The sequence below is a fragment of the Caulobacter sp. KR2-114 genome (genome assembly GCF_049446115.1).
Taxonomy (GTDB): Bacteria; Pseudomonadota; Alphaproteobacteria; order Caulobacterales; family Caulobacteraceae; genus Acaudatibacter.
Map to the genome: position 1 here is coordinate 1 of NZ_JBMSEC010000009.1, position 24,533 is coordinate 24,533.

The 24,533-nt window shown below is 71.5% G+C and carries 28 protein-coding genes, 1 other RNA gene and 1 pseudogene; 24 read left to right on the top strand and 6 right to left on the bottom strand.

The annotated features are described in order from the left end of the window. A partial coding sequence (locus tag ACO2Q3_RS24815; RefSeq protein ID WP_423308898.1) for a helix-turn-helix domain-containing protein occupies positions 1 to 144 on the bottom strand: 144 nt, incomplete at its 3' end. Positions 145 to 365: 221 nt separating this feature from the next. On the opposite strand from ACO2Q3_RS24815, the gene ssrS reads away from it, so the two are divergent. The 3 genes from ssrS (at position 366) to ACO2Q3_RS24830 (ending at position 1,984) form a co-directional block, all read left to right on the top strand. Next, a non-coding RNA gene (ssrS, locus tag ACO2Q3_RS24820) (6S RNA) lies at positions 366 to 529 on the top strand. A 70-nt stretch (positions 530 to 599) separates the two neighbouring features. After that, entirely contained in the window at positions 600 to 1,148 is a 549-nt protein-coding gene (locus ACO2Q3_RS24825) for a 5-formyltetrahydrofolate cyclo-ligase (RefSeq protein WP_423311628.1), read from the top strand. Next, positions 1,148 to 1,984, top strand: coding sequence for a TIGR00282 family metallophosphoesterase (locus ACO2Q3_RS24830; protein ID WP_423311630.1), 837 nt, complete (start codon positions 1,148 to 1,150; stop codon positions 1,982 to 1,984). Before ACO2Q3_RS24825 ends, ACO2Q3_RS24830 begins: the two co-directional genes overlap by 1 nt. A gap of 186 nt (positions 1,985 to 2,170) precedes the next feature. Here the strand turns inward: ACO2Q3_RS24830 and ACO2Q3_RS24835 are convergent, their stop codons facing one another. Both ACO2Q3_RS24835 and ACO2Q3_RS24840 read right to left on the bottom strand, forming a co-directional pair. After that, positions 2,171 to 2,923, bottom strand: coding sequence for an aminoacyl--tRNA ligase-related protein (locus tag ACO2Q3_RS24835; RefSeq protein WP_423311632.1), 753 nt, complete (start codon positions 2,921 to 2,923; stop codon positions 2,171 to 2,173). Between the two features lie 224 nt (positions 2,924 to 3,147). Then, positions 3,148 to 3,465 carry a hypothetical protein gene (locus ACO2Q3_RS24840; RefSeq protein ID WP_423311634.1) on the bottom strand — a complete coding sequence of 106 codons (318 nt, stop codon included), beginning with the start codon at positions 3,463 to 3,465 and terminating at the stop codon, positions 3,148 to 3,150. A 104-nt stretch (positions 3,466 to 3,569) separates the two neighbouring features. Here ACO2Q3_RS24840 and ACO2Q3_RS24845 point away from each other — a divergent pair, with 104 nt between their 5' ends. The 17 genes and pseudogenes from ACO2Q3_RS24845 (at position 3,570) to folP (ending at position 18,764) form a co-directional block, all read left to right on the top strand. Beyond that, positions 3,570 to 4,142 carry a histidine phosphatase family protein gene (locus tag ACO2Q3_RS24845; protein ID WP_423311636.1) on the top strand — a complete coding sequence of 191 codons (573 nt, stop codon included), beginning with the start codon at positions 3,570 to 3,572 and terminating at the stop codon, positions 4,140 to 4,142. Positions 4,143 to 4,248: 106 nt separating this feature from the next. Further along, positions 4,249 to 5,007, top strand: a complete 759-nt coding sequence (locus ACO2Q3_RS24850) for a YebC/PmpR family DNA-binding transcriptional regulator (protein ID WP_423311638.1) — start codon at positions 4,249 to 4,251, stop codon at positions 5,005 to 5,007. Between the two features lie 206 nt (positions 5,008 to 5,213). Then, positions 5,214 to 6,149 (top strand): nucleoside hydrolase, encoded by a 936-nt coding sequence (locus ACO2Q3_RS24855; RefSeq protein ID WP_423311640.1) that lies wholly within the window; start codon positions 5,214 to 5,216, stop codon positions 6,147 to 6,149. Positions 6,150 to 6,221: 72 nt separating this feature from the next. After that, a pseudogene (gene ruvC / locus ACO2Q3_RS24860) lies at positions 6,222 to 6,710 on the top strand (crossover junction endodeoxyribonuclease RuvC); the annotation flags it as partial. Positions 6,711 to 6,850: 140 nt separating this feature from the next. After that, positions 6,851 to 7,465, top strand: coding sequence for a Holliday junction branch migration protein RuvA (gene ruvA / locus ACO2Q3_RS24865; RefSeq protein WP_423311642.1), 615 nt, complete (start codon positions 6,851 to 6,853; stop codon positions 7,463 to 7,465). A 55-nt stretch (positions 7,466 to 7,520) separates the two neighbouring features. Further along, the gene (gene ruvB, locus ACO2Q3_RS24870; RefSeq protein ID WP_423311644.1) at positions 7,521 to 8,570 is read left to right on the top strand and encodes a Holliday junction branch migration DNA helicase RuvB; all 1,050 of its coding nucleotides are present in this window, start codon (positions 7,521 to 7,523) and stop codon (positions 8,568 to 8,570) included. Further along, positions 8,570 to 9,088 (top strand): hypothetical protein, encoded by a 519-nt coding sequence (locus ACO2Q3_RS24875; RefSeq protein ID WP_423311646.1) that lies wholly within the window; start codon positions 8,570 to 8,572, stop codon positions 9,086 to 9,088. The genes ruvB and ACO2Q3_RS24875 overlap by 1 nt, the downstream gene beginning before the upstream one ends. After that, positions 9,081 to 9,536 (top strand): tol-pal system-associated acyl-CoA thioesterase, encoded by a 456-nt coding sequence (gene ybgC / locus ACO2Q3_RS24880; protein WP_423311648.1) that lies wholly within the window; start codon positions 9,081 to 9,083, stop codon positions 9,534 to 9,536. The genes ACO2Q3_RS24875 and ybgC overlap by 8 nt, the downstream gene beginning before the upstream one ends. Before the next feature lie 33 nt (positions 9,537 to 9,569). Then, a complete protein-coding gene (gene tolQ, locus ACO2Q3_RS24885; RefSeq protein WP_423311650.1) occupies positions 9,570 to 10,286 on the top strand; it encodes a protein TolQ in 717 nt (238 codons plus the stop codon). Between the two features lie 4 nt (positions 10,287 to 10,290). Beyond that, on the top strand, positions 10,291 to 10,818 hold the full coding sequence (locus ACO2Q3_RS24890; RefSeq protein WP_423311652.1) for an ExbD/TolR family protein: 528 nt from the start codon (positions 10,291 to 10,293) through the stop codon (positions 10,816 to 10,818). Further along, positions 10,815 to 11,657 (top strand): hypothetical protein, encoded by an 843-nt coding sequence (locus ACO2Q3_RS24895; protein ID WP_423311653.1) that lies wholly within the window; start codon positions 10,815 to 10,817, stop codon positions 11,655 to 11,657. The genes ACO2Q3_RS24890 and ACO2Q3_RS24895 overlap by 4 nt, the downstream gene beginning before the upstream one ends. Before the next feature lie 21 nt (positions 11,658 to 11,678). After that, complete coding sequence (tolB, locus tag ACO2Q3_RS24900) at positions 11,679 to 12,971, top strand: Tol-Pal system beta propeller repeat protein TolB (protein WP_423311953.1); 1,293 nt, start codon at positions 11,679 to 11,681, stop codon at positions 12,969 to 12,971. Positions 12,972 to 13,103: 132 nt separating this feature from the next. Next, positions 13,104 to 13,661 carry a peptidoglycan-associated lipoprotein Pal gene (gene pal / locus ACO2Q3_RS24905; RefSeq protein ID WP_423311655.1) on the top strand — a complete coding sequence of 186 codons (558 nt, stop codon included), beginning with the start codon at positions 13,104 to 13,106 and terminating at the stop codon, positions 13,659 to 13,661. Positions 13,662 to 13,666: 5 nt separating this feature from the next. Then, positions 13,667 to 14,566: a tol-pal system protein YbgF gene (locus ACO2Q3_RS24910; RefSeq protein ID WP_423311657.1), complete on the top strand. Its 900-nt coding sequence runs from the start codon at positions 13,667 to 13,669 to the stop codon at positions 14,564 to 14,566. Next, positions 14,557 to 15,885, top strand: coding sequence for a tRNA lysidine(34) synthetase TilS (gene tilS, locus ACO2Q3_RS24915; protein ID WP_423311659.1), 1,329 nt, complete (start codon positions 14,557 to 14,559; stop codon positions 15,883 to 15,885). Before ACO2Q3_RS24910 ends, tilS begins: the two co-directional genes overlap by 10 nt. A gap of 34 nt (positions 15,886 to 15,919) precedes the next feature. Further along, positions 15,920 to 17,803 carry an ATP-dependent zinc metalloprotease FtsH gene (gene ftsH / locus ACO2Q3_RS24920; RefSeq protein ID WP_423311661.1) on the top strand — a complete coding sequence of 628 codons (1,884 nt, stop codon included), beginning with the start codon at positions 15,920 to 15,922 and terminating at the stop codon, positions 17,801 to 17,803. Positions 17,804 to 17,990: 187 nt separating this feature from the next. Beyond that, positions 17,991 to 18,764 (top strand): dihydropteroate synthase, encoded by a 774-nt coding sequence (gene folP / locus ACO2Q3_RS24925; protein ID WP_423311955.1) that lies wholly within the window; start codon positions 17,991 to 17,993, stop codon positions 18,762 to 18,764. Positions 18,765 to 18,785: 21 nt separating this feature from the next. On the opposite strand, the gene ACO2Q3_RS24930 is transcribed toward folP, so the two are convergent. Beyond that, positions 18,786 to 19,328 (bottom strand): RNA 2'-phosphotransferase, encoded by a 543-nt coding sequence (locus ACO2Q3_RS24930; RefSeq protein ID WP_423311663.1) that lies wholly within the window; start codon positions 19,326 to 19,328, stop codon positions 18,786 to 18,788. A gap of 72 nt (positions 19,329 to 19,400) precedes the next feature. Here ACO2Q3_RS24930 and thiD point away from each other — a divergent pair, with 72 nt between their 5' ends. Both thiD and ACO2Q3_RS24940 read left to right on the top strand, forming a co-directional pair. Beyond that, complete coding sequence (gene thiD / locus ACO2Q3_RS24935) at positions 19,401 to 20,219, top strand: bifunctional hydroxymethylpyrimidine kinase/phosphomethylpyrimidine kinase (RefSeq protein WP_423311665.1); 819 nt, start codon at positions 19,401 to 19,403, stop codon at positions 20,217 to 20,219. A 9-nt stretch (positions 20,220 to 20,228) separates the two neighbouring features. After that, positions 20,229 to 20,801 (top strand): nucleotidyltransferase family protein, encoded by a 573-nt coding sequence (locus ACO2Q3_RS24940; protein WP_423311667.1) that lies wholly within the window; start codon positions 20,229 to 20,231, stop codon positions 20,799 to 20,801. 243 nt (positions 20,802 to 21,044) lie between these two features. Here the strand turns inward: ACO2Q3_RS24940 and ACO2Q3_RS24945 are convergent, their stop codons facing one another. Both ACO2Q3_RS24945 and ACO2Q3_RS24950 read right to left on the bottom strand, forming a co-directional pair. Then, on the bottom strand, positions 21,045 to 21,530 hold the full coding sequence (locus ACO2Q3_RS24945; protein ID WP_423311669.1) for a GNAT family N-acetyltransferase: 486 nt from the start codon (positions 21,528 to 21,530) through the stop codon (positions 21,045 to 21,047). Positions 21,531 to 21,543: 13 nt separating this feature from the next. Beyond that, positions 21,544 to 22,923, bottom strand: coding sequence for a PLP-dependent aminotransferase family protein (locus ACO2Q3_RS24950; RefSeq protein ID WP_423311671.1), 1,380 nt, complete (start codon positions 22,921 to 22,923; stop codon positions 21,544 to 21,546). A gap of 98 nt (positions 22,924 to 23,021) precedes the next feature. Between ACO2Q3_RS24950 and ACO2Q3_RS24955 the strand changes: the two genes are divergently transcribed. Beyond that, on the top strand, positions 23,022 to 23,636 hold the full coding sequence (locus ACO2Q3_RS24955; RefSeq protein WP_423311673.1) for a GNAT family N-acetyltransferase: 615 nt from the start codon (positions 23,022 to 23,024) through the stop codon (positions 23,634 to 23,636). A 5-nt stretch (positions 23,637 to 23,641) separates the two neighbouring features. Next, positions 23,642 to 24,457, top strand: coding sequence for a PhzF family phenazine biosynthesis protein (locus ACO2Q3_RS24960; RefSeq protein ID WP_423311675.1), 816 nt, complete (start codon positions 23,642 to 23,644; stop codon positions 24,455 to 24,457). The last annotated feature ends 76 nt before the right edge of the window (positions 24,458 to 24,533 follow it).

Here is a 24,533-nt window from a genome sequence, read left to right on the forward strand (position 1 = left end):
CGTATTGCGCTTCAGCTCGCGACTGATGCTCGATGGCGAGCGATCCAGAGCTGCAGCGATTTGCCGGATCGATTGCCCGCCTTCATGAAGGCGGGCAATCGCACACCTCTCCTCCAGATCGAGCTGTGTGTAGCTGCGTCCCATCCCCACACTCCCACAAGGGAGTGTTGCACTTCGTTTGAGAACTCACGGGACCCAGGCAAAAGTCTGAAATCACTGGGTTTTCTCCACGGGCGGCATGACGTGGCCCTGCCAGCGGAGGGTTGTGCCTGGGTCCCGACTTTCGTCGGGATGAGAGGAAATGTGTTGCTCGCCCCGCAGCGCTTGTGCCGGCCCCGGCCGCGCCCTACGTTAGGCCCCGGCGGGTCTTGCTGCGGCTCGCGTCGAAGGCACCAAATCCCGGGGACCTTAATTCACTCGTAAGGGAGCTGTCCCTGACCGGAACCGTGGTTCCGGACACACGGCGCCCACCTGGTCTACCAGGTCCGAGGGGATTTAAACCGCCTTCACGGTTCTACGCGGCGCCGCCACCCGTTTTGCGAGAGGCTGTCCTGGCTTCCGACGCGCTCCCGCACGATCTGCCGACCGGCAAGCCGGGCTTGCGACGCATCCTGCGCGCGCGCCGGCGCGCCCTGGCCGTCAGCGCGCCGCAGGCCGCGGCCCTGGCGGCCGCGGCGTTGCCTACCGCCCTCCTCGGCCGCTTCGCCGTGGTCGGCGGCTACCATGCCCTGGGCGCCGAGATGGACCCGGCGCCGCTGATCGCCCGCCTCGCCGAGCACGGCGCGCTGACCGCGCTGCCGGCCGCGGCGCCGGACGCGCCGCTGGTGTTCCGGCTGGTGCGGCCGGGCGATGTTCCGGCCCCCGACGCCTTCGGCATCCCTTCGCCGCCGCCCCAGGCGCCCGAGGCGGCGCCCGACCTGTTGATCGCCCCGCTGCTGGGCTTCGACGCGGCGGGCGGGCGGCTGGGCCAGGGCGGCGGGCACTACGACCGCACCATCGCCGCGATCCGCGCCGTCAAGCCACTGTTCGTCCTGGGCCTCGCCTTCGCCGGCCAGGAGGTGGCGCATCTGGACATGGAGCCGCATGACCAGCGTCTGGACGCCATCCTGACGGAAACGGGTTATAGGGAAGTTCGAAAGGACTTCTGATGCGTATCGCCTTCTTCGGGGACATCGTCGGCCGCGCCGGCCGCGACGGCCTCGCCGAACACCTTCCCGGCCTCAAGCGCCGCCTGGACCTCGAGTTCGTCATCGTCAACGCCGAGAACGCCGCCGCCGGCTTCGGCATCACCGAGAACACCGCGCGCGAGCTGTTCGCGGCGGGGGCCGACTGCCTGACCCTGGGCAACCACTCGTGGGACCAGAAGGAGGCGCTGACCTACATCGTCCGCGAACCCCGGCTGATCCGGCCGCTGAACTATCCGGTGATGGCCGACGCGCCGGGCCGCGGGGCGCAGATGTTCACCACCGAGCGCGGCCACAACGTCATGGTGGTCAACCTGCTGGGCCGGGTGTTCATGGACGCCCTGGACGACCCGTTCGCCGCGGTGGAGCGCGAGCTGAACGCCTGTCCGCTGGGCCTGGCCGCCGACGCCATCGTCGTCGACATGCACGCCGAGGCCACCAGCGAGAAGATGGCCATGGGCCACTTCTGCGACGGCCGCGCCAGCCTGGTGGTCGGCACCCACAGCCACGTGCCCACCGCCGACGCCCAGATCCTCAACGGCGGCACCGCCTACCAGACCGACGCCGGGGCCTGCGCCGACTACGACAGCGTGATCGGCAACGACAAGGAAGAGCCCCTGCGCCGCTTCACCACCCGCATCTCCGGCGGCCGCTACAAGCCCGCGGAGGGCCCGGCGACCGTGTGCGGCGTCTACCTGGAGACCGACCCCCAGACCGGCCTCGCCCGCCGCATCGAACCGATCCGCATCGGCGGCCGCCTGGCCCAGACCGTGCCGGCGGTGGAGATGGCGGGGGCCTAGCCGGCGGCCTCGCAGGCCCCTTCCACCATTCGACCTTCGGCCGAATGGTCCCCCTTCCCCGTTTCACGGGGCAGGAGCGGCAGCGTCGCCGCCTCGTCTCCTCCCACGCGTAGCGAAGCGGAGCGGGGGAGGGGGACCGTCGGGCGAGAGCCCGATGGTGGAGGGGGCCGCAGGTTGGCGCCGCCCCTACCGCATCCCATCCGCCACGTTCCAGCAGTACACGCAGCGGTCCAGGCCGATGGCGATCTCCAGGACCTTGACCGCCAGTTCGCGCGTCCCGCCGCCCTTCAGCGGGAAGCTGACCGTCTGCGGGAAGTCCGTGCGGCGGGAGATCGAGGCGATCTCCATCCACTTGTCCCCGTTGTCGACCTCCACATCCATGGTGATCTCGGAATAGGCCGGCAGACGGTCGGAGGGCACGATGCGTGACGGCAGGCCGGTCATCGCCCCGATCATCCGGCGCACCGGCTCCAGCGCCGCGGCGTGGTAGTCGTTGGCGGTGTCGGCGGTGAAGGCGCACTGGAATTCCATCTGCCAGAATTCCTTGAGCCGCATGTGCTTGGTGGCCTGGTCCTGTTCGCGGCGAAACGACTTGCCCGCCTGCCACACGCAGAACGGCGGCCGGGCCGGCGGATGGCTGGCCAGCAGGTGGCGCATGTAGGCGTAGGTCGCCGGGGTCGTCTCCGGGCGCAGCACCAGCTCGACGTCGTGGGGCGACAGCTGCTGCTGCAGGAACACGTCCTCGGGGCCGTAGGCGGCCGAGATCAGCTCACGCGGCACCAGCTCCGGCGCCTCGACGCGGCGGACGTCCCAGGCCGGATTGGCAGCCTTGAGGAAGTCGGTCACCTCGGCGGAAAAGTGCGCGATCATCATCTCGCGCAGGCGGATTTCGCGGGCGGTCCAGGCGACCAGCCCATTGGCGTTATAGAGGGAAAGCACGAAGACCTCGCTTCGATCGGATTGTCTTGGGGAAGGGGCGGGGGCTTTACGTCTCCGGGCCGCCGGAGGGCGCCGGCGCCACTCCGCAGGGGTCAGCCGGAGACGACGAGACCTCGGCCCCCGAGCGCGCGGGCGCTGGTGGCGGACAGACGATCGAAGATGGCGCGCTGGCTGGCCATGGCGGCGCTTCTAGCGGTTCGGACGCCGGCGAACAAGGTTCAGCCTCAGCGCTGGCGTTCGCGCACCTTCAGCTTGCCGACCACCAGCTCATCGATCTCGACCTTGCCGAACCGGGCCGAGCCGACGCTGAGCCGGCCGAGCGCCAGGGCGCCGATGGCCACGGCGCCCACGGCGACCGCCCCGAGGGCGAACGCCAGCGCCAGGCCGCTGCCCACCGCCACACCCCCCGCCGCAGCGCCCCCGGCGGCGATGCCATGCCGCGCGTGCGAGCGCTCGTACCGCGGCCAGGTGACGACCGGGCTCGGCAGCTCCTCGGGCTCGTTGAGGTCGATCGCGTTGGCGTCGGGGGTGAAGTCGGGCATCGGGTCGGGCCTTTCGTGCGGCGCCTGCTCGCAACGGCGGGGGCAGCGGCCGGTTCCTGTCGACCGGCGCTGACGATCCTGGCGCCGGCCGCTAGAGGTGCGCCATGATCTATCTCATCCGCCACGGCCAGACCGAATTCAATCGCGACCACAAGCTCCAGGGTCGCATCGACTCGCCGCTGACCGCCCTGGGCGTCGACCAGGCGCGGCAGGTGGGCGCCTGGTTCGCGCCGCGCATCGCCGCCGGCGGGGCGTGGCGGATCGTGGCCAGCCCGCTCGGCCGCACCCAGGCCACGGCGCGGTTGATCGCCGAGGCGGCCGGGCTCGGCGGCGGCTTCGACACCGACGAGCGGTTGATCGAGCTGTCCATCGGGTCGTGGGAAGGCCTGGCGCGGCCGCAGATCGAGGCGCTGCGGCCGGATCTCGCCGGCCAGCCGTTCTTCATGCATTCGCCGGACGGCGAACCGTGGCAGGCTGCGGCCGCGCGCCTGGGCGACTTCCCGGCCGAACACGCGGCAGGCCCCGACAACATTCTCGCCGTGACCCACGCGGGGGCCGGCAAGGTGATGCGCGGCGTGCACCTGGGCCTGACCCTGGAAGAGGTCCGCCACCTGGATGTGCCGCAGGACGCGGTGTTCGCGCTGACCCCGGGGGCGATCGAGCGGTTCGACTGCTAGCTCCGGGGGTGCGCCGGCCGGCCGCGTCGCCGGACTGGCGATTTGCCCCGGGCGCCGCGCGGCGGTAGAAGCGCTGCCTCCAATTCAGACGTCCCGCGCGAGACCCATGGCCGGCCACTCAAAATTCAAGAATATCCAGTTCCGCAAAGGCAAGCAGGACAAGGTCCGCTCCAAGCTGTTCTCCAAGCTGTCGCGCGACATCACCATCGCCGCCAAGACCGGCCTGCCCGACCCGGCGGCCAACGCCCGCCTGCGCCTGGCCGTGGCCAACGCCAAGGCCGAGTCCATGCCCAAGGACAACATCGACCGGGCGATCAAGAAGGCCGCCGGCGGCGAGGCCGACAACATGGAAGAGATCCGCTACGAGGGCTTCGGCCCCGGTGGGGTCGGCCTGATCGTCGAGGTGCTTACCGACAACCGCAACCGCACCGCCGCCAACGTGCGCGCCGCGTTCGCCAAGAACGGCGGCAATCTGGGCGAGACCGGTTCGGTCAGCTTCATGTGGAACCGGGTCGGCCAGATCATCTATCCGGAGTCCGCCGGGTCGGAGGACAAGCTGATGGAGGCGGCCATCGAGGCGGGGGCCGACGATGTAGAGAGCGATCTCGGCGAGGACGGCGAAGGCCACGTGATCACCACCAGCTTCGAGAACCTCTCGTCGGTGGCCGAGGCGCTGGAAGCGGTGCTGGGCGCCGCCAAGTCCACCCGGGTGATCTGGAAGCCGCAGACCGAGACGCCGATCTCCGGCGATCCGGCCGCGACCCTGCTGAAGCTGATCGACGCCCTCGACGACGACGACGACGTGCAGAACGTCTGGTCCAACGCCGACATCCCCGAGGACGAACTGGCCAAGCTGACGGCCTGATCCATTCCCTGTCATCCCGGAATGGGCGCCAGCCCATATCCGGGACCGCCGGAAGCGCTGAGGGTTGCAGGAGTCGCGAGCGCTCGCGCCTGCCGCGGTCCCGGATATCCGCTGTGCGGATTCCGGGATGACAGTGGAATTGGGGCCCACCCTTACCGGTCCCCTCGCGCCCTGGTAGACAGCGGGCGGACCGGCGCGAGGCTTCCATGGCTCCCCTGCACATCGACACCGACGGCGGGGTGGACGACGCCCTGGCGCTGGTGATGCTGGCGCACGCCGGGGCGAAGATCGCCGCGGTCAGTTCGGTGTTCGGCAACACCTGGGTCGACCAGGCGGCCAGCAACGCCAACATGGTGCTGCGCCAATCGTTGTGCGTCACCGAGGTGTTCGTCGGCGCCGGGGTCGGCCTGTCCGGCCTGGCGCCCGACCGGGACCAGCGCGGGCATGGCCAGGACGGGCTGAACGGCCAGGGCGGCTCGTTCCGACGCAAGTTCCCGCCCCTGCAGCGCGCCCACGGCTTCAGCCGGCTGGCGATGGCGCAGCGCAGCGGGATCCAGGGGCTGTTCCTCGGCCCGCTGACCAATCTCGCCCTTGGCATGCTCGACGATCCCGGGGTGTTCCGCGGCTGGGCGCCGGTGGTCATGGCGGGCGCCTTCGCGGTCGAGGGGCGGGGCGCGGACGGCGCCGACTTCAACACCTGGAGCGATCCCGAGGCGATGCAGCGGGTGCTGCTGAACGGGGTGACGCCGCGTCTCGTGCCGCTGGACATCACCAGCCAGGTGCTGCTGGAGCGCGCGCCGTTCATGGCCGCCGCGCAGGCGTCGACCTGGCCGCTGATGCAGCGCCTGGCGCGGGCGGCGGGCCCGTACATGGACTTCCACGCGCGGGTCTGGGGCGGGGACGGCTGCCGGCCGCACGACGCCGTAGCCGCCGCCGCCGTGCTCTGGCCGGAGCTGTTCGAGTTCGAGGCCGCGCGGGTCGTGCTCGAGGCCGAGCGGCGGGGGCGACTGCGACGGGGCGACGGCCCGGCCAACGCCGAGGTCTGCGTCGCCGTCGACGCGGCGGCCGTGCGCGAGCGGATGCTGTCGGCGCTATTCTCGCCGGCGCCGGCCGGCGCGGCTGGCGTCGGCGCCGAGGGATGATTTAAACCGGCTGTTAACCCTCCAGGGCGCGGCTTCCCCTATGGATCGCCGCGCGCGATGCTGGCGGAACACATGACGAACACGATTCGGATTCTTGGCCTTGATCCCGGGCTTCGCCGCACCGGCTGGGGGGTGGTGGCGGTGGAGGGCTCGCGCCTGACCCACATCGCCCACGGGGTGATCGCGCCGGCCGACAAGGCGCCCCTGGCCGAGCGGCTGCTGGCGGTGTTCCAGGCGGTGGCGGCGATCATCGAGACGCATCGGCCACACGAGGCGGCGATCGAAGAAACCTTCATGACCGCCAATGGCCAGTCGACCCTGAAGCTGGGGCATGCCCGCGCGGCCGCCATGCTGGCCCCGGCCCAGGCCGGGCTGCCGGTGGCCGAGTACGCCGCCAAGGTGGTGAAGAAGGCGGTGGTCGGCACCGGCGGGGCGGAGAAGGACCAGGTGGCCTTCATGATCGCCCGCCTGCTGCCGGCGGCCGGGAACCCCACGGCCGACGCCGCCGACGCCCTGGCGGTGGCCATCGCCCACGCCCATGGCCGCACCCTGCTGCGCCAGGGCTACGGCGGCCAGGCCAACCAGGCGCGCGTGCAGGCCGCGGCGCTGGCGGCGTCCGAGGCGCCGCAGACCCCGGCGGCGGCCCGACTGGCGGCGGCGAGACGGTTGGCGCGGAGCGCGGCGACCCGGAGCGCCGGGCGATGATCGGACGGCTGCGCGGGGTGGTGGCGGAGGTCGCCGAGGAGGATGCGCTGATCGACGTCGGCGGCGTCGGCTATGTGGTGCGCTGCGGGTCCAGGACTCTGGGCCGGCTGCCGGCGCCTGGCGACGAGACCCTGCTGCATGTGGAGAGCCAGTGGGCCGAGGCCACCGGCATGCGGCTATACGGCTTCCTCACCCGGGACGAGCGCCGCGCCTTCGTCATCCTCCAGAGCATCCAGGGGGTCGGTCCCAAGGCGGCCCTGGCCGTGCTCGACGTCCTGAGCCCCGGCGAACTGGCGCAGGCGGCGGCGCGCGAGGACAAGGCCGTGGTGGCGCGGGCGAACGGCGTCGGGCCGAAGCTGGCGCTGCGCATCGTCACCGAATTGAAGGGCAAGCCCCTGGGCGACGGCGCCGTCGCCGCCTTCCACGCCACGGCCGCGCCCGCCGGCCCGCCGCCGGTGTCCGCCGCGGGCGAGGCGGTGGCCGCACTGATGGGCCTGGGCGTCGCCGAGGTCACCGCCCGCCGCGTGGTCGACCAGGCCGCCATCCGCCTGGGCGAGGACGCCCCTGAGGCGGCGCTGATCAAGGCGGCCCTGCAGGAGCTCGGGCGATGAACGGATACGCTCAAACCCCTCCCCCCTGCGGGGAAGGGGCAGAAGGGAGCGGAGCATGAGCCGGCTCGTGTCAGGCGAGGCCGGGGCCTTCGAGCCGACGGACCGGGCGCTCAGGCCCCAGACCCTGGCGGAGTTCGTCGGCCAGGAGCAGGCCAAGGCCAACCTGAAGATCTTCATCGACGCCGCCCGCGCCCGCGGCGAGGCGCTGGACCACGTGCTGCTGTTCGGCCCGCCGGGGCTGGGCAAGACCACCCTGGCGCAGATCGTCGCCCGCGAGCTGGGGGTGAACTTCCGCGCCACCTCCGGGCCGGTGCTGGCCAAGGCCGGCGACCTGGCGGCCATCCTCACCAATCTGGAAGCCAACGACGTCCTGTTCATCGACGAGATCCACCGCCTGGCCGCCAATGTGGAGGAAATCCTCTACCCGGCCATGGAGGACCACGCCCTGGATCTGGTGATCGGCGAGGGGCCCTCGGCGCGCACCGTGCGCATCGACCTGGCGCCCTTCACCCTGGTGGCGGCGACCACCCGCGCCGGCCTGCTGGCGACGCCGCTGCGCGACCGCTTCGGCATCCCAATCCGGCTGGAGTTCTATACCCCGCAGGAGCTGCAGCGGGTGCTGACCGGGGCGGCGCGCAAGATGGGCGCGAACCTGTCGGACGACGGCGCCATGGAGATCGCCCGGCGGGCGCGCGGCACGCCGCGGGTGGCCGGACGGCTGCTGCGCCGGGTGCGCGACTTCGCCGACGCCGAGGGCGCGGCGGTGATCGACCAGGCCTGCGCCGCCCGCGGCCTCGCCCGGCTGGAGGTCGACGCCTCGGGCCTGGACAGCCTGGACCGGCGCTATCTGAACGCCCTGATCAGCAACTACGGCGGCGGGCCGGCCGGGGTCGAGACCCTGGCCTACGCCATCGCCGAGGCCCGCGACGCGGTGGAGGACGTGATCGAGCCCTTCCTGATGCAGCAGGGCTTCATCCAGCGCACCCCGCGCGGACGCCTGGCCTGCGCCAGAGCCTACGAGCACCTCGGCCTGGCCGCGCCCGCCGAGGTAGTGGTCATCCCGCCCGCCCGCCGCCAGGGCAGCCTGTTCGACGAGGACAGCTGATGAACTGGCTGCGCACGCACTGGATCTGGCTCGTCGGCCCGCGGGACTTCACCCTGACGACCAGCCTGAACCCCGCCGCCTGCACGGCCCGTCTGAAGCCACAGGTCGGCTCGTGGATGTGGCCATTGACCGATGCGGCGGTGGTGGGCTGGGTGGGTGATGGCGAGGCGCGGCTCAGGCGCCGACTGACGGTCTGGCGAAATGATTTTCGTCCCGAGCTTCACCTAATGGTGCTGCCCGACAGCGCCGGCTCACGGGTGCGCTGCCGTCTCGGACTGGGCCGCGGCGTCTGGATGTTCGCCGTGGTCTGGGTCGCCGTCATGTCGCTCGGCGGGATTCTGCCGATGGCGTCGCACACCCTGGGTTTCCGGGCTGCGGAATTCGCCGCCCCCCTGGCCTTTCTCTATCTGCTTGCACTCGTAGGCCGCCTCACGTCGCGCGATGACGATCGCTTCCTGCTGCGCTTCGTGGCCAATCGGCTGGACGCGACCCCTGTCGGAGGGCGAGCCGATGCTTGAGACTCCCACCGCCGGCGTGCTGGAGGGCCGCGAGCATCGGCTCCCGGTCCGGATCTATTACGAGGACACCGACTTCACCGGCCTCGTCTACCACGCCAACTACCTGCGCTATTTCGAGCGGGGGCGAAGCGACTACCTGCGGGTCGTCGGCATCGACCACACCACCCTGCTGGAGCGACCCGATCCCTGCGCCTTCGTGGTGACGCGCGTGGAGCTGGATTTCCGCAAGGCGGCGCGGGTCGACGACGCCCTCTTGGTGCGCACCACCTACGACGAGATCCGCGGCGTGCGGCTGATCATCGGGCAGCGCATCGAGCGCGCCGGCGAGCTGATCGCCGAGGCCGGCGTCACCGCCGCCTGCATCACTCCGGATGGTCGTCCGCGCCGTCCGCCCGCCGAACTCGTGACGCGTCTGCGGCCCCTTCTGGCCGTTTCAGTCGCGCCATAGTTTCACCATCCCCGTTCCCGTAAGACGCACCCCATGGAACCGACCGGCAGCATCTCTCCCGACCATCTGAACGCCCTCTATGTGATCACCCACGCCAACATCGTGGTTCGGCTGGTGCTGGCGGGGCTGGGCATCGCCTCGATCTGGTCGTGGACGGTGATCATCGAGAAGGCGGTGCGGTTCACCGGGCTGAACAGCTTCGCCAACCGCTTCGAGAACGAGGTCGGCTCGGGCCGCTCGCTGGAGGACATCGCCGCCGCAGCCGGCGACGCCCCGCGCCAGGCCCTGCCGCGCATGCTGCAGGCGGCGCTGCGCGAATGGCGCGACGCGCGGGCCAAGGGCCTGCTGTCCGGCGGCAACGCCGAAGCGCAGACGGCGTTTCTGATCCAGCGCATCGACCGGGTGCTGGACAGCGTCATCGCCCGCGAGTCGCAGAAGGTGGAGACCGGCCTGAGCCTGCTCGCCATTGTCGCCACGGCCTCGCCGTTCATCGGCCTGTTCGGCACGGTGTGGGGCATCATGAGCTCGTTCCAGTCGATCGCCACCGAGAAGAACACCAACCTGGCGGTCGTGGCCCCGGGCATCGCCGAAGCCCTGTTCGCCACGGCCATCGGCCTGGCGGCGGCGATCCCGGCCTATATCGCCTACAACAAGTTCTCCGGCGACGCGGCCAAGTACACGGCGCGCCTGGAGGGCTTCGCCGACGACCTGGTGACCGCGATCCAGCGGCGCCTGGCCGAGCGGGCCTAGACGCATGGCGCTGGCGGTCAACGACTCCATCGGCGGCGGCCGTCGCCGCGGCCGGGCCCGGCGCGCGCGCCGCGCGGCGCTGTCGGAGATCAACGTCACCCCGCTGGTCGACGTGATGCTGGTGCTGCTGATCATCTTCATGATCTCCGCGCCCCTGCTGACCGTCGGCGTGCCGCTGCAGCTGCCCAAGACCGAGGCCGGGGCGATGCAGGACCAGACCGAGCCGCTGACGGTCTCGGTCAAGGCGGACGGCGCCATCTTCCTCAACGAGACGCCGGTGCCGTTCGAGAACTTCTCGGCGACGCTGCGCGACATGTCCGGCCAGGGCTTCAGCCGGCCGATCTATGTGCGCGCCGATGGCCGCGCGCCCTACGCCATCGTCGCCCAGGTGATGGCCAGCCTGTCGTCGTCGGGATTCTCCTCGATCAACCTGATCACCGACACCGGCGGCCCGTCCTCGGGCGCGCCGCAGGGCGGCGCCGTGAAGCCGGTGGGGCCGCAAGGACCCGCGGGAGGAGCCGGCCAGCCGTGAACCTGGCGATCCCCAGCCGCACGCGCGACGACAGCTGGCTGCCGGCCCTGGCGGCGGCGGTGGTGCTGCACGTGCTGGTGCTGGCGGTGGTCGCCATCTTCGGGCTGCCCAAGGCGAAGATCGGCGGGACCGCGGTGCCGATCAACATCGTCGCCAACGCGCCCGAGACCCATGCCGCCGAACCGGCGCCGCAGACCCAGGCGGCGCAGACCGAGACCCCGGTTCCGCAGGCCCCGCCGGAGCCCACGCCGCCGGTGCAGAGCACGCCCGCGCCGCCGACCCCGGCGCCGCCGAAGCCGCGGCCCGCCCCGCCGCCGCCCAGGCCGACGCCGGCCAGGACCGTCACGCCCGCGCCGACGCCCAAGCCGGTTCCGACTCCCGTCAAGCCCGCGCCCGCCAAGCCGCAGCCGGCGCCCAGCTTCGACCTCAACCGGCTGCAGAGCAGCATCGACACCGCCCTGCAGCACGCCAAGGCCGCGAAGCCGTCGTCGGCGCCGCGCGGGCCGTCGCGGCCGTCCACCGCGCCTCGGCCGCAGCCCGGCAGCAGCGCGGGACCGACCGCCGGCGACGTCGAGGGCCTCGGCCAACTGCTGAACCGGCTGTGGAACCCGAACTGCGCCGCCGATCCGGTGGACGTGAACCTGTCGATCGACGTCGACATGAACGGACGCATCCGGGTGGACACGGGCGGCGCCGACAAGTCGTCCGACCCGGCCGTGGCCGCCTCGTACATCCGCGCCGTCTCGGCGGTGCACAAGGTCGAGCCCTACGATCCGAAGTTCCGCGGCCAGCACATCCCGATTAGATTCATTGCCTCCAAGGCCTGCGCCAACCGCTAGGAGATAAGGGTGTTTCGCACCATGAAGCTGTTTTCCACCCTGTTTGCGCTCCTGGCGGGCCTCCTTCTGGCGGCGCCGATGGCCGCGCGGGCGGACATCGTCGTCAACGTCGACCAGGGCATCACCCAGCCCCTGCCGATCGCCATCCCGGCGTTCGGCGGCACCTCGGTGGGGCCGCAGGTCTCGCAGGTGGTGTCGGCCGACCTGCAGCGCTCGGGCCTGTTCCGGCCGCTGGATCCCAGCACCTTCGTGCAGCAGCGCCTCGACGTGAACCTGCAGCCGCAGTTCGACCAGTGGAAACAGATCAGCGCCCAGGCGCTGCTGACCGGCCAGGTCACCAACGACGGCGACGGGCGCCTGCGCGTCGACTTCCGCCTGTGGGACATCTACGCCGGCGAACAGCTGCTGGGCCTGCAGTTCACCACCACCCCCGACAACTGGCGTCGCCTGGCGCACAAGATCGCTGACGCCGTCTACGAGAAGCTCACCGGCGAGAAGGGCTACTTCGACACCCGCGTGGTGTTCGTCGCCGAGAGCGGCCCGAAGATAAAGCGCGTGCGGCGCCTGGCGATCATGGATCAGGATGGGGCCAATCCGAGTTATCTCACCGATGGCTCGTACATGGTGTTCACGCCCCGGTTCTCCTCCAACAGCCAGGAGATCACCTTCATGGCGCTGAGGCCCACCGGCGCCAGCATCTACCTGCTGAACATCGAGACCGGGCGCCAGGAGGTGCTGGGCCACTATCCGGGCATGGTGTTCGCACCGCGCTTCTCGCCGGACGGCCGCAAGGTGGCGTTCTCGGTCGAGCGTGGCGGCAACACCGACATCTACGTGATGGACCTGGGCAGCCACTCGACGACGCGCGTGACCACCGACCCGTCGATCGACACCTCGCCCTCGTTCTCGCCGGACGGCGGGCAGATGGTGTTCACTTCCGACCGTGGCGGCTCGCAGCAGCTGTACGTGATGAGCGCCGACGGGTCGGGCGTGCGCCGCCTGTCCGGCGGCGGCGGACAGTATTCGACCCCCGTCTGGAGCCCGGACGGCAAGCTGATCGCCTTCACCCGGCAGGACGGTGGGCAGTTCCACATCGGGGTGATGAACGCCGACGGCTCGGGCGAGCGGATCCTGACCACCAGCTTCCTCGACGAGGGGCCGACCTGGGCGCCGAACAGCCGGGTGCTGATGTTCTCGCGCGACACGGGCAGCGGCTCGAAGCTGTGGACCGTGGACGTCAGTGGCCGGATGGTCGCCCCGGCGCCCTATCCGCTGTCCGCATCCGATCCGGCGTGGTCGCCGTTGCTCAATTGACAGGACCAAGCAGGTAAAGACGCCACGCCCGACACACTTTCGACAACGCCCGTGTGGATTGACGTGGCGGAGGGGGCGCAAGCCGGGCCAATATAGACACCGAGTGAACTTGGATATCTGAGGAGTAAGGCGATGAAACTTCCCTTCGGTCCCGCCACAAGACTGGCGCTGGTGCTGCTCGCGACCGCCTCGCTGGCGGCGTGCGCCTCGACCAAGCCGCAGGGTCCGGTGGCGCCCAGGGGGCCCGCCGAACCTGAAGCGCCCTACCGCCCGCAGGAATCCTCGCCGCCGGTGACCCAGCAGCAGGCGCCCGGCGTGGTGCCCGGCTCGGTGCAGGACTTCGTCATCAACGCTGGCGAGCTGGTGTACTTCGACCTCGACAGCATCACCCTGCGGGCCGACGCCAAGCCGGTGCTCGACGCCCAGGCCGCGTGGCTGCGCCGCTGGGGCGCGGTGCGGGTGCGCATCGAGGGCAACTGCGACGAACGCGGCACCCGCGAGTACAACTTCGCCCTGGGCGCGCGGCGCGCCAACTCGGTGAAGGAGTATCTGGTGGCGCACGGTGTCTCGGCCAGCCGCATCGACACCATCTCGTACGGCAAGGAACGGCCGATCGATCCGGGCTCCAACGAGGAGGCCTGGGCGCGCAACCGCAACGCCCGCACGGCGATCACCGAGGGCGCCCGCTGACCGCCATGGGCTCGCGCCGACTTTCCCTGACGCTGGCCGCCTGCGTCGCCGCCCTGGCCTGGGGCGGCGTCGCCCTGGCGCAGACCTCGCTGGACGATCCGCTGGACGACCACTCGGCCAAGCGGCTCGACCGCATGGAGAAGGTGCTGCGCGAACTGCGCGCCATCGTCTTCCAGGGCCGCGAGACCGGCCAGCCGATCGTGGTGCAGCCGGCCGACACCCAGAACCAGATCGCCGCCCTCAGCGATCGGGTGAACGACCTCGACCAGACGCTGCAGCGGGTGAACGGCCAGCTGGACCAGGCGACGCACGCCCTGGACGAGTCGCGGCGCACGGCCCAGGCCCTGCGCACCGAGAACGCGCAGCTGAAGGCCCGGCTCGACCAGCTGGAACAGCGCGTCACCACCCTGGCCAGTCCGCCGCCCGCCCCGCCCGGGGCGGATGGCGGCCCGCCGCCGGATGGCGGTCGCGCGCCGACGCTGAACGACGACCGCGGCTCGCCGCCGGCGCAACTGTCGGACGACCCGGCGACGGCATTCCAGGCGGCCAAGCGCTCGCTGTTCGACGGCCACTACGACCAGGCCGAGGCGCAGTTCAGCGATTTCGTCGGCAAGTACGGCGACAGCCCGCGCGGGCCCGAGGCGCGGTATTACTACGCCAAGACCCTGCTGGCGCGGAAAGCCTATTCCGAGGCCTCCCTGGCGGACATCGCCGCGATCCGCGGCTGGCCGCAGACGCCCTGGGCGCCGGACGCGGTGTTCGACCTGTCGCGCGCGCTGATCAATCTGAAGCGCAACTCGGACGCCTGCGGCATCCTGCAACAGCTGTCGATCCACTATCCCAAGGCCAACGCCGACCTGAAGGCGCGGGCGGCGGCGGCGCGCACCACCGCGCAGTGCCAGTAGGCCACCCGGCCGGCGACCTCGCCCCCGTCCTGGACGCCCGCCTGCAGCGGGGCGTCGATGCGCCACTGATCGTCGCCGTCTCGGGCGGCGGCGATTCCCTGGCCCTTCTGCTGATGACCGCCGCCTGGGCCGCGGCCGCGGGCCGACGCCTGATCGCCGCCACCGTGGACCATCGCCTGCAGGCCGCCGGGGCCGACTGGACCCGGTGGTGCGCCCAGCGGGCCGCCGCTCTGGGCCTCGCCCACCGCAGCCTGGCCTGGGACGGGGAAAAGCCCGCGGCCGGCCTTCCCGCCGCCGCTCGCCGCGCGCGGCACGCCCTGCTGGCCGAGCTGGCCCGCCGCGAGGGGGCCGGTGTCGTGATGATGGGCCACACGGCCGACGATGGCCTTGAGGCCGCGGCGATGCGCGCCGCCGGCTCGACCACGCCCTCGCCCCGCGAATGGGCGCCGTCGCCCGCCTGGCCCGAGGGGCGCGGGGTATTCGTGCTGCGCCCGCTGCTGGCCTGGCGCCGCGCCGACCTGCGCGCCTGGCTGTCGGCGGGCGGCGAGACCTGGATCGACGATCCGGCCAACGCCGACCCCCGCTTCGCCCGCGCGCGGGCGCGGGCCGCGCTGAGCGGGTGTGGCGCGAGATCGCCGATCAAGCGTCCTTCTCCCCTTGCGGGAGAAGGTGGCCCGCGTAGCGGGTCGGATGAGGGGTGGGTCGATCCCGGGGCGGACTTTCCGACGCTTGCGTTGAGCGATCGGGAGGACGGCGCCCTGGTGTTCCGGCGCGGGACTCTCGACCGCCACAGCCTCGCCGCCGCCGTGCTCAGCGCCTCCGGCGGCGTGCGTCCGCCGCCCGGCGCCGCCGTGGACCGGCTTGCCGCCCGGCTTGCGAAGGGGGAGGCCTTCGTCGCCTCCCTCGCGGGGGCGCGGCTCATGGCCGCCGATGACCGCATCGTGATCGCGCGTGAGGCGGGTGAGTTTCGCCGCCGCGGCGCGCCGGTGCTGGCGTTGCCGGCGGGAGAGACCCGGATCTGGGACGGCCGTTTCGCCCTCACCGCCGCCGGGCCAGACCTTGTCGCCCGCCCCCTCGGCGGCCTCGCGACACGGCTTTCCGCGCAGGAAACCAAGGCCTTGCAGGCCGTGCCGGCCGCCGCGCGGGCGGCCCTGCCGGCGGTGGTGGACGGCGAGGGGCAGGTCAGTTGCCCGATCCTTGCACAGGCCGGTTCCGTCGGGGCGGAGAGCCTGGTTGCGGCGCGGTTTCTCGCCGCAGTCGGCGCCATCCCGGACGAGGAGACGTTGTGGCGCGTGGCGAAAGCCGACAGGACGTCCTAAATTGTTGGCGTAAGGCGCTTAGAGGCGAAGTTTCATGAACCTACGCAATGTGGCGATCTGGGTCGTCATCATCGTGGCCCTGGTGGCCGTCTATGGTGTGATGAAGGGCGCATCCCCGAACGGGGCCACCCTGCCCGTCCAGTATTCGACCCTGCTCAACAAGGTCGATGCAGGCGAGATCACCTTCCTGAAGATCCATGGCCAGAGCATCGAGGCCACGGACAAGACCAAGCACACCCTCAAGGCCACTGGCCCGCTGGACACCGGGGAGCTGCAGAGGCACCTGGAAACCAAGAACGTGCCTTACGACTTCGACCCGCCGGGTCAGCTGACCATCGTCGGCATCCTGATCCAGATGCTGCCGATCCTGCTGCTGATCGGCGTGTGGATCTTCTTCATGCGCCAGATGCAGGGCGGGGCCCGCGGCGCCATGGGCTTCGGCAAGTCCAAGGCGCGCCTGCTGACCGAGAACAAGAACCGCGTGACCTTCGACGACGTCGCCGGCGTGGACGAGGCCAAGGAAGAGCTGACCGAGATCGTCGACTTCCTGAAGGACCCGGCCAAGTTCCAGCGCCTGGGCGGCAAGATCCCGAAGGGCGCCCTGCTGATCGGCCCGCCCGGCACCGGCAAGACGCTGATCGCGCGCGCCGTGGCCGGTGAGGCGGGCGTGCCGTTCTTCACCATCTCCGGCTCGGACTTCGTGGAGATGTTCGTCGGCGTCGGCGCCAGCCGCGTGCGCGACATGTTCGAGCAGGCCAAGAAGAACGCCCCCTGCATCATCTTCATCGACGAGATCGACGCCGTCGGCCGCCATCGTGGCGCCGGCCTGGGCGGCGGCAACGACGAGCGCGAGCAGACCCTCAACCAGCTGCTCGTCGAGATGGACGGCTTTGAGTCCAACGAAGGCATCATCCTGATCGCCGCCACCAACCGGCCGGACGTGCTGGACCCGGCGCTGCTGCGTCCGGGCCGCTTCGACCGCCAGGTCGTGGTGCCGAACCCGGACATCAACGGGCGCGAGAAGATCCTGCGCGTGCACATGCGCAACGTGCCGCTGGCCGCCGACGTGGACGTCAAGATCATCGCCCGCGGCACGCCCGGCTTCTCCGGCGCCGACCTGGCCAACCTGGTCAACGAGGCCGCCCTGATGGCCGCGCGCAAGAACCGCCGCATGGTCACCCAGCGCGACTTCGAGGACGCCAAGGACAAGGTGATGATGGGCGCCGAGCGCAAGTCCATGGTGATGACCGAGGACGAGAAGCGCATGACCGCCTACCACGAGGGCGGCCACGCCCTGGTGGCGCTGAACGTGGCGGCCACCGACCCGGTGCACAAGGCGACGATCATCCCGCGCGGCCGCGCCCTGGGCATGGTCATGCAGCTGCCGGAACGCGACAAGCTGTCGATGAGCTACGAGCAGATGACCTCGCGCCTGGCCATCCTGTACGGCGGCCGGGTGGCGGAGGAGATCATCTTCGGCAAGGAGAAGGTCACCTCCGGCGCCTCGTCCGACATCGAGCAGGCCACGCGCCTGGCCCGGGCGATGGTCACCAAGTGGGGCTATTCCGAAGAGCTGGGCATGGTGTCCTACGGCGAGAACCAGGACGAGGTGTTCCTGGGGCACTCGGTGTCGCGCACCCAGAACGTCTCGGAGGACACGGCCAAGATCATCGACGCCGAGGTCAAGCGCCTGACCAAGGGCGGCTACGACGAGGCCAAGCACATCCTCACCACCAAGCTTGAGGATCTGCACGTCCTGGCCAAGGCCCTGCTCGAGTACGAGACCCTCACCGGCGACGAGATCACCAACGCGCTGAAGGGTGTCGCGCCCAACCGCGACGAGCCCGAGCAGAACGCGCCGGCCGGTCCGCGGGTCTCCGTGCCCCTGGCCCCGCGCCCGGACCCCAAGCTGGCGTAAGGCGCAGGTCTCCCTCCCCCTCGTGGGGAGGGACGACCGCGTAGCGGTCAGGGTGGGGAAGTGCGATGAAGCCCCCGATGCGGACGGCTTGCGACTCCCCCACGCGACTAGGCCCCACCCTGCGAGGCCCTGCCTTGCTGTCCCTCCCCGTGAAGGGGAGGGCGTCTTTGTGACCCGTCCCCTGGTCATGGGCATCGTCAACGTCACCCCTGACAGCTTCTCCGACGGGGGCAGGGGCGTGGACGCGGCGATCTCCCACGCGCGCCGACTTCTCGCCGAAGGCGCCGACGTGCTCGACATCGGCGGCGAATCCACCCGCCCGGGCGCCGATGCCGTGCCGCCGGACGAGGAGATCGCCCGGGTGATCCCGGTGATCGCCGCCCTGCGCGCCGAGACCGGGGCGCCGATCTCCGTCGACACCATGAAGCCTGAAGTGGCCCGCGCCGCCGTCGCCGCGGGGGCGAGCCTGTGGAACGACGTGACGGCGCTCGGCTTCGCGCCGGACAGCCTGGCGGTCGCCGCTGAGCTCGGCTGCGACGTCGTGCTGATGCACATGAAGGGCACGCCCCGGACGATGAACGCCGAGGCGCGCTACGGCGACGTGGTGGCCGAGGTGCTGGCCGCCCTTCAGGCCCGCGCCGAGACGGCGATCGGCGCCGGCGTCGCCCGCGAGCGGATCTGGCTCGACCCGGGCCTTGGCTTCGCCAAGACCGCGGAACACAGCCTGGCGCTGCTGCGGTCTCTGGACCGGCTGGTCGCCCTGGGGTTCCCGGTGCTGCTGGGGGCCAGTCGCAAGAGCTTCCTCAAGGCAGTCGATCCCACCGCCGCGACCGCGGAGGATCGCTTGGGCGGCTCGCTCGCCGCCGCCCTGCTGGGCGCCCGCGCCGGCGTCGCCGCGGTGCGCGTGCACGACGTGCGCGAGACCGTGCAGGCGCTGGAGGTGTGGGCGGCGGCGGGCTGACCCGCCGCCGGGCGCGCTGACCTAGGCGCGGCTGAGATGGGTTGGCGCAACCGCGTCGGTGAGCCAGACGCCGTTGTCGGTGCGATGGAACACCGCGCCCTCTGCCGCCATCGCCGCCGCGTCCACAGCCAGGATCACGGGCTTGCCGCGACGGGCGCCTACCCGGGTCGCCGTCTCGACGTCGGCCGACAGGTGCACATGGTGCCGGCGCATCGGCTTCAGACCCTCCGCCAGGATGGCGTCCAAGAAGCGCTCGACCGTGCCATGGTAAAGTACGGCCGGCGGCGGCTGCGGCGGCAGGTCGAGGCTCACCTCAACCGAGTGTCCCTGTCGCGCGCGAATCCGGTCCAGGTCCGCGCTGAACTCGTAGCGCTGCTTGTCGTTGGTCTCGACCACCGCCAGCAGGCGGTCGAAGTCGATGCCGAACCTTCTCGCCAGCTCGGCCATGACGGCATCGGTCGGCGCCCAGCCCTGGGCGTCGAGGGTCAGCCCTGCCTCCTCCGGCCGGTGCCGGAGCCAGTACGACAGGGTCTTGGAGATCGTTTCATCTGTAAGTTGCTTCATGGCGCGGGCCATTGCCACAAAGCGACGCTTGCCGCGATGGCGCGGAAGCCACAGCCGCGATAATCCATCGCGATGAGTCATCCGCCATCCCCCGCCGCCCTCGGACGCGTGCTGATCATCGCCGGCTCGGACAGCGGCGGCGGGGCCGGGATCCAGGCGGACATCAAGGCGGTCACGGCGCTGGGCGGGTTCGCAGCCACGGTGGTTACGGCGATCACCGCACAGAACACCCTGGGGGTGCATGGCGTCTGGCCGGTCCCGCTTGAGGCCGTCACGGCGCAGGGCGAGGCGGTGCTGGACGACATCGGCGCCGACGCGATCAAGACCGGCATGCTGGGCGATGCGGCCGTCGTGCGGGCCGTGGCGGCGCTGATCGACCGCGCGGGCGGCGCGCCGGTGGTGATCGATCCGGTGATGGTGGCCAAGGGCGGCGCCAGCCTGCTGGCCGCCGAGGCGGTCGCCGCGCTGAAGGCCGAGCTGATGCCCCGCGCGAGGCTGCTGACCCCCAACGCGCCGGAGGCCGAGGCGCTGACCGGCCTGACGGTGGTCACCACCGACGACCTGCGTCGGGCGGGCGAGCGACTGCTGACGCTGGGCGCCAGGGCGGTGCTGATGAAGGGGGGGCATGTGCCCGGCGAATCGGTCATCGATGTGCTGATGACCGCCGACGGCGAAACCACCTTCGAGGGCCCGCGCATCGACACGCGGCACACCCACGGCACGGGCTGCACCCTGGCCAGCGCCTGCGCCGTGGGCCTGGCGCAAGGTCTTTCGCTGGAGGCGGCCGTGGCGCGGGCCTGGGGCTATGTGGCCGAGGCGATCCGGCTCGCGCCGGGTTTCGGCGCCGGGCACGGGCCGCTGGATCACGCCTGGCCGGTGCGAAAGGCGTAGGGGAGGGCGATGAGCGATCTGGAAGCCAGGCTGGATGCGATCCTGCGGGCTGCGCCCGGGCTGATGCACGTGATGCGCACGGCGCGCGCGCTCGACCTGCCGGACTGGATGATCTTCTCGGGGGCCGTCTACCAGCCGGTGTGGAACCACCTGACCGGTCGCGACGCCGCCTACGGCATCAAGGACTACGACCTGGCCTACTACGACGCCGCCGATCTCAGCTACGAGGCGGAGGACGTGGTGATCAGGCGCGTCGCCGCCGCCTTCGAGCCGCCGTTCGACGCCCTGGTGGAGGTGCGAAACCAGGCGCGGGTGCACCTGTGGTTCGAGCCCAAGTACAACGAGCCCTATCCGCCGCTGCGCAACAGCGCCGAGGCGATCGCCCGCTTCACCTCGCCGGCGTTCTCGGTCGGCGCGCGGCTGGAGGCCGACGATCGCATCACCGTCATCGCCCCCTTCGGCCTGGAAGACCTGTTCGCCATGCGCATCCGGCACAATCCGAACCGCCGCACGCCAGGCCTGGCGCGCACGGCGCAGAACGCCATCGGCCGCTGGCCGGAGCTGACGGTGGAGCTGGACTGATATCGCTTCCCCTCACGGGCGTCCTTGGGCCAAGCCGCGAAGGCGGTTGTTTTCGTCCTTCTCCCCTTGCGGGAGAAGGTGTCTTGCGTAGCAAGACGGATGAGGGGTGGACGAGGCCTTGGCGGTTGGCGACGCGCCAGGGGCCGCCAGTTCATCCCGAATGATCATCAACCCCTCATCCGACCCGCTGACGCGGGCCACCTTCTCCGCAAGGGGAGAAGGTTCGAACACGCGGGCCCACGCCTAGGACGTGCGAACTTGCGGGTCCGGGGAGCGAGGCGCCGCCGCCCGATAGACGTCCGGCGTCCAGACCTCCATCCACTTCTCCACGCCGCTCAGCGGCGTGAAGCCGTACTGCGCATAGAGGCCGTGCGCGTCGCGCGTGGCCAGCATCAGGCGGCGCAGGCCCTGCAGGTCGGGGTGGGCGCGGATGTAGGCCATGATCGCCTTGCCGAGGCCCGCGCCGCGGTGCGCCCGGTCGACGAACACGTCGCCGATCAGGCCGAAGGTGGCGCGATCGGTGACCACCCGGGCCATCGCCGCCATCGCCCCCGTGGGGTCGTAGACCCCGATCGTCAGGCTGCCGCGCACGGCGCGCTCGAAGGTCTGGAGCGGAATGCCGCCGGCCCAGTAGCTGTCGCCGCTGATCCAGGCATAGCCGCGGGTCAGGTCGAAGCGGGCGGGATCGTCGCTGACGGCATAGGGGCCAAAGGCGGTCTCGACGGGCATCGGCAGGTCCTGACTAGACGAAGGCGGCGGCGGTCTGTGGGGCGTCCTGCACGGCGGCGCGGACCACCTCCAGGGCGCGGGCGAGGGCGTTGCGGTCGGCGGGGCCGCCCAGGCACACGCGCAGGCCGTCGACGGGGATCCCTGGCAGGAACGGGGGGCGAGGGGAGGTGACCTCAACGCCCTGGCGAAGGGCCTGGCCGGCCACCCGCTCGGCGTCGAGCTCGGACATCGGCAGCCAGACATGCGAGCTCGCCGGCCTCGTCATCGGCTCCATCGCCGGGCCGAAAATCCGCCGCGCCAGCTCCAGCCGCGCGGCCAGTTCGGCGGTGACCTCGGCCTGCACCTGGAAGGCCTCGCCGCGCTCGATCCAGTCCGTGGCGATCGCGTTGCCGAAGGTCGGGGCGCCGAAGGCCAGGGCGCGCAGGCTCTCCAGCGAGCGGTCGAAGGCGCTGGCCGGCGGCACCAGGTAGCCGGTGCGCAGCCCCGGGGCCACCGCCTTGGAAAGGCCGGAGGCATAGAAGGTCCGCTCCGGCGCATGCGCGGCGATCGGGGCCAGGCCCAGGTCGGTGACGTGGCCGGCGAACAGGTCGTCCTCCACCAGGCTGAGATCCAGACGGCGCGCAGTCTCGGCGATCTCCCGTCGGCGCGCCGCGCCCATCAACCGCCCGGTGGGGTTCTGCAGCGGCAGCACATAGGCGGCGCGCGCGCCGCTGTCCTGCGCCGCCCGCGCCAGGCCGTCCGGGGTCAGGCCCTCGCCATCCATGTCGGCCGCGATCAGCCGCAGGCCGACACGCCCGGCCAGCAGCCTGACCCCATAGAAGGTGGCCCGTTCGACGATCAGGGCGTCGCCCGGCCGGCAGACGGTGAGGATCGCGCTGGCGATCGCCTGGTGTGCTCCCGACGTGCAGATCACCCGCTCGGCGCTCGCCCCGTCCCAGTTGGCGGTGCGCGCGATCCACGCGGCGCCGGCGCGGCGGGCCCCGTCCAGGCCGGCGTTCGGGGCGTAGGCCAGGCAGGCCGCCAGGTCCGCCCGGCGGGCCAGCCGCGGCAGCGACCGCGCCAGGGCCGCTTCGGCGGGCGCCATGGGCGGCAGGTTACGGGCCAGGTCCACCGGACCGCCGGCCGTGTCGGTCGTCGCGCCGGGGAGGGCCAGCGCGTCGGCCACGAAGCTGCCCGCGCCGACGCGCGCCGTGATCAGCCCACGCGCCTCGGCCTCGGCATAGGCGCGGGTGATGGTGCCGACGCCCAGAGCCAGGTCTTCCGCCAGCCGGCGATGGGTCGGCAGGCGCTGGCCCGGGGCCAGGGCGCCGGCCGCGACGTCGGCGGCCAGGGCGTCCACCAGCCGCAGGTAGGCCGGGGTGTCGCCGTCGGGCAGGTGGGGGCGCCAGGACAAAAGCTCGATCTCTCCAAGATTGTCACTATGACAATATAGAATTTGACTCGCGTTTCAATCGGGACAATGAGGCGATCATTGCTGGTCGGAGTCAAGCCATGACCGTTCCTCCCGAGATCTGCGCCGTCGCCCTGGAAGCGGCGGGCGTGCGCCTGGAGCCGCTGGGTCCGCAGCACCGCGAAGGCCTGGCGGCGGCCGCCGACCACGAGGTCATCTGGGCGCACATGCCGGCGCCGGCGCATGGCGACAACTTCGGCGTCTGGTTCGAGGCCGCCCTGGCGATCGCCCGCGCCGGACGGGAAGCGGTGTGGGCGGTGCGCACCCTGGCGGACGGGGCCCTGGTGGGCTCGACCCGCTACCTCGCGATCGAGCCGGCGCACCGGCGGGTCGAGGTCGGCCACACCTGGTACACGCCCGCCGTCTGGGCCACGGCGGTGAACCCGGCCTGCAAGTTCGCCCTGTTCCGCTATGGCTTCGAAGTCCTGGGCCTGAACCGCATCGAGCTGAAGACCGACAACCGCAACACCCGCTCGCAGGCGGCGATCGCCAAGCTGGGCGCCACGCGCGAAGGGGTGTTCCGCGCGCACATGGTCCGCCGCGACGGCTCGCTGCGGGATTCCGTCTATTTCTCGGTGGTCCGGTCCGACTGGCCGGCCGTCCGCCAACGCCTGGCAACCCGTCTCGGGATCGCCTGCCCCGCGCTTTCGGAGTGATCAGCATGCGCCAATGGACCGTGGACGCCTTCGCCGCCGCCCCCTTCAAGGGCAATCAGGCCTGTGTCGTCGAGCCCCTCGACGCCTGGCCGGACGCCGCCTGGATGCAGGCGCTGGCGGCGGAGAACAATCAGGCCGAGACGGCCTTCCTGCTGAAGACGGGCGATCCGGCCCGCTTCGGCCTGCGCTGGTTCACGCCGGCGGTGGAGGTGCCGCTGTGCGGCCACGCCACCCTGGCCAGCGCCCACGTGCTGTTCGCCGAGCTGGGCCTGACCGCTGGGGCGGTGGTGTTCGAGACCCTGCAGTCCGGCGCCCTGACCGTCTCGCGCGCAGGCGAGGGCTACGAGATGGACTTCCCCGCCAATCCGCCCCGCCGTATCGAGACGCCGGAAGGCCTCGCCGCCGCCCTCGGCGCCGAGCCGGTCGAGGTCTGGGCCGGCCAGTATCTGGTGGCGGTGCTGCGGGACGAGGCGGCGGTCCGCGCCCTGTCGCCGGACCTGGCGGCGGTCAAGGTGATCTCCACCGACTCCACCGGCGGGCGCGGCAACATCGGCGTCTCGGCCCTGGCCGACGCCGGGCGGCCGTACGAGGTGGTCAGCCGCTTCTTTGCCCCGGGCTCGGGCATCCCCGAGGACCCGGCGACGGGCTCCTACCATTGCATGGCCTCGCCGCTGTTCGCCGACAAGCTCGGCCGGCCGACGCTGCGCTTCCATCAGGCCTATCCCGGCCGCGGCGCGGACCTCGAGTGCGTACACGCCGGTGACCGCGTGCTGCTGCGCGGTCGGGCCGTGACGGTGCTGGAGGGGACACTCCGGGTGTGAGGTTGCGCCCCGGCGGAGCCCCCATCCCGGCCTTCGGCCGTACTTCCCCCAGAGGGGGAAGAGAGGCAGCGTTCTA